General features: G+C 30.5%; 1 protein-coding gene. It reads left to right on the top strand.

Annotated elements, in window-relative coordinates:
• Positions 1-54: 54 nt before the first annotated feature.
• Complete coding sequence (locus B4W65_RS17045; RefSeq protein ID WP_088656361.1) at positions 55-603, top strand: hypothetical protein; 549 nt, start codon at positions 55-57, stop codon at positions 601-603.
• The last annotated feature ends 422 nt before the right edge of the window (positions 604-1,025 follow it).

Raw genomic sequence — 1,025 nt, 5'->3', positions numbered from 1 at the left:
GTAACCGTTATGCGCAAGCAAAAGTGCGACAGAGCATAACCAAACATGATTAATATGAAAATTAAACGACTGGATTACATTTTGACTGGGATTTCAGCGATTGCGGTGATTGTTTTGATATTGTCTTGCCTGAATATGCTTTTACCTGAACATGAATATGGTTCAAAAGGATTCGACCCGTTTAGAGAATATTATACCAACAAAGGGATTGTATGGATTTTTATTGCAAGACTAATCTTTTGGTTGACTGTTTGTATTTTAGGAATTATCTGGATTAAGAATAAAACGATTAGACCATTATGTTTCAATTTCTTAATGTTGTCAATTCTGATAATTGCTTTGCTTCAGTGGTTTGAGTTATGGTACGGTTCTACATTTTATTACGGAGAGGTACGTGATAAGCAAGGACTTGGTGTTCCGATTTTGAGTATAGCTTTACAGATTTATATTTTACTTCGATTGGTAATTAAAAAAAGGACTTTGTTAATTGGATTAAACGCATTGATAATAATTATGAATTACGGAATTTACAGCTTAGTATATCAAAACTGGAGATTGTATCATGATTTCTATTTTCCAGGCACGAAGATTCCGATTTGGTAAAACTGATTGTATGAAAAAAAACTTATTGATAGCATTCGGACTTTTAGACTTAATATCTTTCGTCCATTCATATAAAATTGGGATTAATATGCTTAATAGTATTGGTCAGATTCTGATTTTAAGTATTCTTGAAATTCTATTGATAGTTTCATTAATTGCAACAGGAATACTCTCGATTATGAGAAAAAAAATATCATTGATTATCTATTATATTCAATTTCCTTTAAAGCTTGGTTTTGTAATTTTGACATTTGCATTTTTATTTAGACTGTTCGGATTTCAATATAATTCCAACGAATATAGAATGCTATTGTGGTTCATAGCTTTTTTGGAAATAGCCAGATTAATATTTACGATAATGATTCATAAAAGAGAATTTAAAAACTAGAACAATGCCAGCGCATAACAAAGCTGTATACGGC

Source organism: Geofilum rhodophaeum (assembly GCF_002210225.1).
Taxonomy (GTDB): domain Bacteria; phylum Bacteroidota; class Bacteroidia; order Bacteroidales; family Marinilabiliaceae; genus Geofilum; species Geofilum rhodophaeum.
This window is presented reverse-complemented; position numbering and strand designations above follow the sequence as displayed.

Coding starts and splice junctions, on each gene's coding strand:
- B4W65_RS17045 (WP_088656361.1), top strand. CDS start 55: ATGAAAATTAAACGACTGGATTACATTTTGACTGGGATTTCAGCGATT.